Here is an 8211-nt window from a genome sequence, read left to right on the forward strand (position 1 = left end):
GAGCGGCGACGGTTTTTCGGCGGCGTTGCTGCCTTCGGTGAGCCTGCCGACCGGCAAAAACGGGATTGGCGCGGGCGATTGGGGGGCAGGGCTGCTGATCCCGGTCAGCTACGATTTGACCGAGCAACTGACGCTGGAGGCGACGCCCGAGCTGGACGCGGCGGTCGATGGCGACGGCAAGGGCTGGCATGCGGCGTATGGCAGCGCGGCGGGGCTGGGCGTGAAGCTCAGCGAGAAATGGAGCATGTCGGTCGAAGGCCAGTTGATCCGCGACCGCGATCCCGACGGGCATTCGACCCAGGCGCTGGCGGGCGCCTATCTCGCGTGGCAGCCGAAGGACCGAATCCAGCTCGATGCCGGTGCGCAGGCCGGCCTGAACCACGCCACGCCGGACGTGGAATTGTATTTCGGGATCAGCGAGAAGTTCTGAACGGGAGACGAAGCGTCGTGCGGAAAATGGATGGGTTCATTCCGGCGCTTTGCCTAGCGCTCGCTATACTGGCGGCGCCCGCGGCGGCTGCTTCCGATACGGTCGTGATCGACGGGCCTGCCGCGGATCAGGCGGCCTTGCACAAGACGCTTGAAGGTCTGCGCGACGGTTTCGCCACCGGCGATCTCGACAAGGTGATGGCCTATCACCACCCCGAGGTGGTCAAGGCGCTGGCCTATGATAAATATCTGGTCGGGCGCGACGCGTTGCGCGCCGACATGGCGGGGACGTTCAAGGCCTTCCGCCTCGAATTCGTCTCCGACGATGTCGAATCCTTCGTGGTGATCGGAGATGTCGCGATCGAGCAATCGCGCTTCGCGATCCGCGGAACGCCGCGGGCAGGGGGCGAACCCTTCCTGTTCCGCGGCCGTTCGCAAGTCATCTACCGGCGCTATGCCGGCAGTCCGTCCGGCTGGGCGACCTATCGCGAGATCATCCAGCCAGCCGGTTAGGCGGGCATCAGCCTCTTCTCGCCGGCGATGCGCATCATCGCCTTCTGCAGCTTGTCGAAGGCGCGCACTTCGATCTGGCGCACGCGTTCGCGGCTGACGCCATAGACCTGGGAGAGCTCTTCCAGCGTCTTGGGATCGTCGGCCAGGCGGCGTTCGGCGAGGATATGCTTCTCGCGGTCGTTGAGCGCGTCCATCGCCTGGGTCAGCATGTCATGGCGGACTTCCTTCTCCTGCGAGTCGGCAAGCCGCTCGTCCTGGAGCGGATCATTGTCGACCAGCCAATCCTGCCACTGCGCGTCGCCATCCTCGCCGACCATCACGTTGAGCGAGGTATCCCCGCCCATCGCCATGCGGCGATTCATCGAGGTGACTTCCTCCTCGCTGACGCCGAGATCGGTCGCGATCTTGGTGACATGCTCGGGCGAAAGATCGCCGTCCTCGAACGCGTCGATCTGGCTCTTCATCCGCCGCAGGTTGAAGAACAATTTCTTCTGGGCGGCGGTGGTGCCCATCTTCACGAGGCTCCACGAGCGCAGGATATATTCCTGGATCGAGGCGCGGATCCACCACATCGCATAGGTCGCGAGGCGGAAGCCGCGATCGGGCTCGAATTTCTTCACGCCCTGCATCAGGCCGATATTGCCTTCGCTGATCAGTTCGGACGCGGGCAGCCCGTAACCGCGATAACCCATCGCGATTTTCGCCACGAGTCGCAGATGCGAGGTGACGAGCTTCGCCGCCGCTTCAGGATCGCCATGTTCCTGAAAGCGCTTGGCGAGCATATATTCTTCCTCCGGCTGGAGGAGCGGAAACTTCCGGATTTCCGACAGATAGCGGTTGAGACTCTGCTCCCCGCCCAGCGCCGGAATGGTTGCCACCGCACGATTGCCGTTGGCCATAAAACTTAAATCTCCCTGGACCTTTTCGGTCCCGACCGTCACTTAAGAGGCGACGGATCGTCTAGATGTTCATACCGAAAGATGGCTGAACAGTTGCTGCATGTCGCCCGGCATGTTGCTTTCGAACGACAAAGCCTGGCTTGTCACCGGATGGATGAAGCCGAGCCGCGCCGCATGAAGCGCCTGGCGCCGGAAACCAAGCTCTTCCAACATTTGTCGATGGTCGCGAACCCCGCGCCCACCATAAACCTGATCGCCGAGCAACGCGTGCCCGATCGACGCCATATGGACGCGCACTTGATGCGTACGTCCGGTCTCTAACCGGCATTCCACCAGCGCCGCGCCGTCGAGCGGGGCCAATGTGGTGTAATGCGTCACCGCATGCTTGCCCTGGCTGGGGCTGACCACCGCCATCTTCTTGCGGTTGGTCGAGCTGCGGCCGAGATTGCCCTCGATCCGCCCCGCGGGCGGACGGGGGCGGCCCGCCACGATCGCCTTGTAGCGGCGATCGATGCTGTGGTCCGCGAACTGGGCTGCAAGACCTGCATGCGCACGGTCCGTCTTTGCAGCCACCATCAAACCCGACGTATCCTTGTCGATGCGATGGACGATCCCGGGCCGCTCGACCCCGCCGATGCCGGAGAGCGACCCCCGGCAATGGTGGAGCAGGGCATTGACCAACGTCCCGTCGAGATTGCCGCAGGCCGGATGGACCACCAGCCCGGCGGGCTTGTCGACGACGATCAGATGCTCGTCCTCGAACGCGATGACGAGCGGAATATCCTGCGCCTCGTTATGCGCCGGGGCCGGATTGGGGATCGCGACCGAGATATCGGGCGTGCCCGTAACCTTGGTGGCGGGATCGCGGACGATCTTGTCGCCGACCGTGACGTTGCCCGCTGAAATCAGGACTTTGAGCCGCTCGCGCGACAAGGTCGGGATGACCGCTGCAAGTGCGCGATCGAGGCGCCAGCCGGCCATTTCCGCCGGCATTACCGCCTGTTTTACCTGAACCCCCGCGTGCACTTTGCACGATATGGGGCGATGCGCGGCGTTTTCAAGGGGGCTTGCGGCTATCGATTCAATGGCGGACGACCGCCGGACCATTTATGATCCTCCGATGACGAAGAAGCCGCCGCCCCAGGTCAGCCAAACATCACTAAAGGCAGTCCTACGTCGCGGACTCGGCCTGATCACGACCGCCACCGCCGCCATTGAGGTTTTGTCTGCCTGGTTGATCGCGGGAGACAGAGCGCCAAATACGCGGTTGCTAGTAACGTCCTGTCTATTGGTTACAATCAGCGCAGCAGGAATGATGCTCGCTCTACGAACCGACGCGTCGAGATCAACCATTCTTACGGTTGTTTGCATGGCCGCATTCGCGCTTATGATCGGCGGCGCAACGCTATGGCTCTCAATTCCACCGGATCTGAAATAATCTGGACGGATAGCGGCGCGGCCGCTCAACGCTGGCGAGCTACTGCCGAACCTTATCCGGCCCCAGATAATCGTCGCCATAAACCGCGCGGCGCAGGTCGCGATGCAACGTCTGATCGTTCGGGCGGGTCTGCGCGAAAAAGACGGTGGTCAGCTTGTTGACCGGATCGACCCAGAACAGGGTCGAGGCGGCGCCGTCCCAGAAATATTCACCGATCGTGCCGCGCGCTTCCTGCGCGTCCTTCGGCTGGCCGACACGCACCGCGAAATCGAAGCCAAAGCCCATATTGCCCTTGCCCGGCAGCCAGCTGCGCTCGGTGGTGGCGGGATCGAGCTGGTTGGTGCTCATCAGCTTGACCGTTTCGGGCTGCAGGATCCGCACGCCGTCGAGGCTGCCCTGGCCGACCAGCATGCGGGCGAAGCGCATATAATCATCGATCGGACCGACCAGCCCGTAGCCGCCCGGCGTGAGCTTGCGCGGGGAGAAATTGACGCGACGCGACTCCGCATTGTCCTGCCGGACGATGGCGCCGCCTTCGGGCTTGCGCAGATACAGCGCGGCGAAGCGGGGGAGGCGGTCTTGCGGCTTGGTCCAGCCCGTCTCGCGCATGCCGAGCGGATCGAGGATGTGCTGGCGGACATAGGCCTCGTAGGGCTGGCCGCTCAGTGTCTCGACCAGCAACGCCTGCACGTCGGCGGCGACGCTGTAGCGCCACTCGGTGCCGGGATCGAACAGCAGGGGCAATTGGCCGAGCCTTTTGCCCATCTCGGTCAGATCATGATCGAGCCCGAGCGGATCGGCCTTCGAGAAGGCCTCGTCGGCGGGCTCGTGGCCCATGCTGGTGCCGTAGGAGAAGCCGGCGGTGTGGCGCAGGATATCGCGCACCAGGATCGGCCGGGTCGCGGGATGGAGCGTGCCGTCCTTGTCCATGATCTGCATGTGCGCGAATTCAGGCAGATATTTCGCGAGCGGATCGTCGAGCCGGAACTTGCCCTGCTCCCACAATTGCATCAGCGCGACGCCGGTGACCGGCTTGGTCATCGAGAATAGCTCGACCTGCGTATCGCGCGTCATCGGCAATTTGGCCTCGCGGTCGGCAAAACCGGCCTTGCCGAAATAGACTTCGCGTCCGTCCTGCCAGATCAGGGCCGACACGCCTGCGGCGCGCCCGCTGGAGATCATGTTGGCGAGCGCAGCGTCGATACGGCTTTTGTCGATCCGGACCGGTGCTGGCGTGGCGGCCGTGAGGGCAGCGCTGGCGAGGGGTGTAGGCGCGACCAGAAGACCTGCCAAACACGCTGCGACGATCCGGCGATCCATAGCACTCCCTTGTTTTATACCCTGCTTTGCAGGTTCGGGTGGAGTGATAGCAGAACGGTACGTGGGTGTGCATCACCGCGACCCCCGACTTTGGTCGCATATCGGGAATGGTGATCGGCGGGCTTTACCGCGGCTTCGACCCACAAGCTGCCTGCCTGTTTTACTCGTAGTACCCTGGCCGAAATGTGATCGCGGACATCACGAGTTGATCGAGGGCGCCCGTTGAGGACCAGACGCCTATCCCGAGCTTTGTTGAGGTCGCACCGCCCGGTTCGACGCTCAAATCGGGATCGAGCAAACGCAAGCGCTCGATGGCGTCTCCCATTGACACCCTCACGAGGGATGCGCCGTTCAGGGTCGGATCGCTGGGGCTCGAGAATTCCATGGCTTCCAAGAAATCGGCGCCATCGTAGTAAGCAAACACTCCCGCAGCCGCCCAATAGTCTGTCGGATTGCTGTCCGGTGAGCGCCTGAACTGCTGGTGGTCATTCCCGAAGAACGCTCGGACTCGTTCCTTGGATAACCCAAGCGGGAGCCCTTTCAACCCGCCACCAAGTTCGAATGCAAGTTCGGTCACGGCCCGACGATATGCGACTTCGCACGTCCAGCGCAACGACGCCTCCCCATCATTAGCGGACGGAAATCCGATCTCGTGTTAAACAGGTCCGATGGTCATGGAAATCGCCTCCGACATTCTGGACAGACTGCTCGCCGAGGCGGCAGCGACGCCAGAGCGCGAAGTGTGTGGTCTGCTGTTCGGATCGGCGGACCGGATCGAGGCGGCCGAATGGACGCCGAATGTCGCCGACGATCCCGACCGGATGTTCGAGATCGAACCCGCGTCCCTGTTCATGGCGATCCGGCTGGAGCGGCAGGGCGGGCCGCGGCTGATCGGCCATTATCATTCGCACCCCAATGGCAGCACCGAGCCGTCGCCGCGCGATCTGGCGTCGGCCGAGCCCGGCAAAGTTTGGCTAATCATCGGCGGCGGGGAAGCGCGATTGTGGCTGGCGGGGCACGGCGGATTCAGCGAAGCGCAAATGATTGTTAACCAGGATTGTGCTTCCACGGGCTAAACGCCAAAGCGCGTATCCCTTATCGGAGCCTTTCCCATGTCCGACAGCTCGGTCGAGTTCGCCAGTCTGCTCTGCTCGCGTCTGTGCCACGATCTGCTCAGCCCCGTCGGTGCGATGAGCAACGGGCTCGAACTGCTCGCCGACGAGGACGACCCCGACATGCGGGCGCGGGTGATGGAGTTGCTCGCCGACAGCGCGCGCGCGTCCGCCGACCGGCTCAAATTCTTCCGGCTCGCATTCGGCGCGGGCGGCGGCTTCGGCGAGACGCTCGCCGCCGATGAGGTCAAGAACGCGGTCGTCGGCCTGGTGCGCGGCAATCCACGGATCGAGCTTGGCTGGATGGTCGAAATCCCCGCAATCCCCAAGACGGCAGCCAAGATCCTGCTCAACCTGGCGATGGTCGCGTTCGACGCGCTGGTGCGCGGCGGGCGGCTCACCGTCGGGGTCGAGCAAGGCGAGGTCGTGGTGCGCGCCGAAGGGCCGCGGATCGTGCTCGATGCCGAAATCCGCGGGGTACTCGCGGATGGCGTGGGCGCGGTCAGCTCGCGCACCTCGGCCGCCTGGCTGATCCGCAAGCTCGCGGAAGAAGCCGGCGGCAGCATCGCGCTCGCCGATGGCGAGGACGGCGTATTGCTGCTGGCGGCGAGCCTGCCCGCCTGATTCCCACGGGGTTAGGGTTAAGCGCTTCTTTACCCCCGCCGTGCCACAGCCGTCCGGAAACCAACCGAACGGGTAAAACGTGGACGATCTTCTCACGGATTTCATTGCCGAAACGCGCGAGACGCTCGAAGCGCTCGCGGGCGAGATCGTTGCCTGGGAGGCGCAGCCCGCCGACAAGGCCCGGCTCGATGCGATCTTTCGCTTCGTCCACACCGTGAAAGGCAGCTGCGGCTTCCTCGATCTGCCCCGCCTGCAGCGGCTGAGCCATGCCGCCGAGGATTCGCTGGCCGATGTACGTGCGGGCGAACGGTCGCCGGACCAGGCCCTGGTGAGCGCGGTGCTGGCGATCATCGACCGGATCGGCGAGCTGACCGATGCGCTCGAAGCCAATGAGATTTTGCCCGAGGGCGAAGACGAATTCCTGATCGCCGCGCTCGCGCAGGACGCCATCACGTCCGTACAGGACGCGGCGGCGGCGGTCGCCAAGATCAATGTGCTGCCGGCGACCCCGCCGACGCGCACCGTATCGCGCAGCATCCGCCTGCCGGTCGAATTGCTCGACCGGATGATGGCGGGCGTGTCGGACATGGTGCTGGCGCGCAACGAATTGTCGCGCCTGCTGCGCGCGGCGGGCAATAACAGCGCGACCGACGTCGCGTTCGATCGGCTTTCGCAATGCGTCGGCGAGATGCGCGATGCGATCACGCGCACGCGCATGTCGCGGATCGACGCCCTGTTCTCCGCGCTGCCGCGCATGGTACGCGATCTTTCGGCCGAGCTCGGCAAGACCGTCCGGCTCGAGGTCGACGGCGGCGACGTCGAGCTCGATCGCGAGATGATCGAGATGATCCGCGATCCGCTGACGCATATCGTCCGCAACGCGCTCGATCATGGCATCGAGCATCCCGAAGACCGGCGCGCCGTGGGCAAGCCCGAATTTGGGCGCTTGCGCATCGGCGCGCGCCAGTCCGCCAACCAGATTTTGATCGAAGTCAGCGACGACGGTCGCGGCATCGATGGCGAGCGCGTCGTGCGCAAGGCGATCGCAGCCGGCCTCGTCACCGCCGAGCAGGCGGCGGCGATGAACTGGTCGCGCAAACTCGACCTGATCTTCGAGCCCGGCCTGTCGACCGCGAACGAAGTCACCGGCGTATCCGGCCGCGGCGTCGGCATGGACGTGGTCCGCGCCAATATCGAACGGATCGGCGGCACGGTCGATATCGAGAGTACGCCCGGCCAGGGCCTGCGCCTCGCGCTGCGGGTGCCGCTCACCCTGACGATCATCCCCGCGCTGACGATCAGCGTAGCGGGCACGCATTTCGCGATTCCGCGTTCGGCGATCGACGAGCTGGTTCGTCCCAAGGGCGATCAGGTTCGGCTCGAGCGGATCGGCGGCGAGCTGGTCGCCTTCATTCGCGGCGTGCGCCTGCCGGTGGTCGATCTCGGCCGCTTCATGGGGCTGACCGACAATCCCGAGCCGGCCTTGCTGGTCGTGCTGCGCGCGGGCGGCGGCGAGCGTTACGCGCTGGGCGTCGAAGCCGTGCACGATCATGAGGAACTGGTTGTGAAACCGGCCGCGCCCGCCTTGATGGCGAGCGGCGTCTATGCCGGCACCACCTTGCCCGACAATAGCCGCCCGATGCTGCTGCTCGATGTCGCGGGCATCGCCGCCGCGGCCGGCGTCCGCGTCGTCCACGAGGCGGTCGAGGAACAGCCGGTCGAGCGCTCCAAGATCAAGGTCGCCTTGCCGACCTTGCTGTTCCGCGATCTCGACGGCGTCACGCGCGGCGTACGCCTGGCTCTGGTCGAGCGGATCGAGGATGTCGCGACCGCGAGCGTGGTCGAGACCGGCGGTACGTTGATGCTGCCGCTTCAG

General features: G+C 64.6%; 9 protein-coding genes. 5 read left to right on the forward strand and 4 right to left on the reverse strand.

The window, feature by feature from the left end; translation table 11 throughout:
* On the forward strand, positions 1–430 hold a 430-nt coding region (locus VK533_RS02355; protein WP_324374649.1), incomplete at its 5' end, for a transporter.
* A 26-nt stretch (positions 431–456) separates the two neighbouring features.
* Positions 457–942, forward strand: coding sequence for a nuclear transport factor 2 family protein (locus VK533_RS02360; protein WP_324374665.1), 486 nt, complete (start codon positions 457–459; stop codon positions 940–942).
* Here the strand turns inward: VK533_RS02360 and rpoH are convergent.
* The 4 genes from rpoH to VK533_RS02380 all read right to left on the reverse strand — a co-directional run bounded on the left by rpoH (position 939) and on the right by VK533_RS02380 (position 5176).
* Positions 939–1841: an RNA polymerase sigma factor RpoH gene (gene rpoH / locus VK533_RS02365; protein ID WP_324374651.1), complete on the reverse strand. Its 903-nt coding sequence runs from the start codon at positions 1839–1841 to the stop codon at positions 939–941. The two genes, VK533_RS02360 and rpoH, sit on opposite strands and share 4 nt — an antisense overlap.
* A 69-nt stretch (positions 1842–1910) precedes the next feature.
* The gene (locus tag VK533_RS02370) at positions 1911–2867 is read right to left on the reverse strand and encodes an RluA family pseudouridine synthase (protein ID WP_414712271.1); all 957 of its coding nucleotides are present in this window, start codon (positions 2865–2867) and stop codon (positions 1911–1913) included.
* 451 nt (positions 2868–3318) lie between these two features.
* Entirely contained in the window at positions 3319–4599 is a 1281-nt protein-coding gene (locus VK533_RS02375) for a serine hydrolase domain-containing protein (protein WP_324374655.1), read from the reverse strand.
* 160 nt (positions 4600–4759) lie between these two features.
* Positions 4760–5176, reverse strand: coding sequence for a hypothetical protein (locus VK533_RS02380; protein WP_324374658.1), 417 nt, complete (start codon positions 5174–5176; stop codon positions 4760–4762).
* Positions 5177–5267: 91 nt separating this feature from the next.
* On the opposite strand from VK533_RS02380, the gene VK533_RS02385 reads away from it, so the two are divergent.
* From VK533_RS02385 to VK533_RS02395, 3 genes are all read left to right on the forward strand, one after another.
* Positions 5268–5675 carry a M67 family metallopeptidase gene (locus VK533_RS02385; RefSeq protein WP_324374660.1) on the forward strand — a complete coding sequence of 136 codons (408 nt, stop codon included), beginning with the start codon at positions 5268–5270 and terminating at the stop codon, positions 5673–5675.
* Between the two features lie 36 nt (positions 5676–5711).
* Complete coding sequence (locus VK533_RS02390) at positions 5712–6335, forward strand: histidine phosphotransferase family protein (RefSeq protein ID WP_324374662.1); 624 nt, start codon at positions 5712–5714, stop codon at positions 6333–6335.
* 79 nt (positions 6336–6414) lie between these two features.
* The coding region (locus VK533_RS02395; protein ID WP_324374664.1) for a chemotaxis protein CheA at positions 6415–8211 on the forward strand (1797 nt) is incomplete at its 3' end.

The organism is Sphingomonas sp. (assembly GCF_035317925.1).
Taxonomy (GTDB): Bacteria; Pseudomonadota; Alphaproteobacteria; order Sphingomonadales; family Sphingomonadaceae; genus Sphingomonas_I.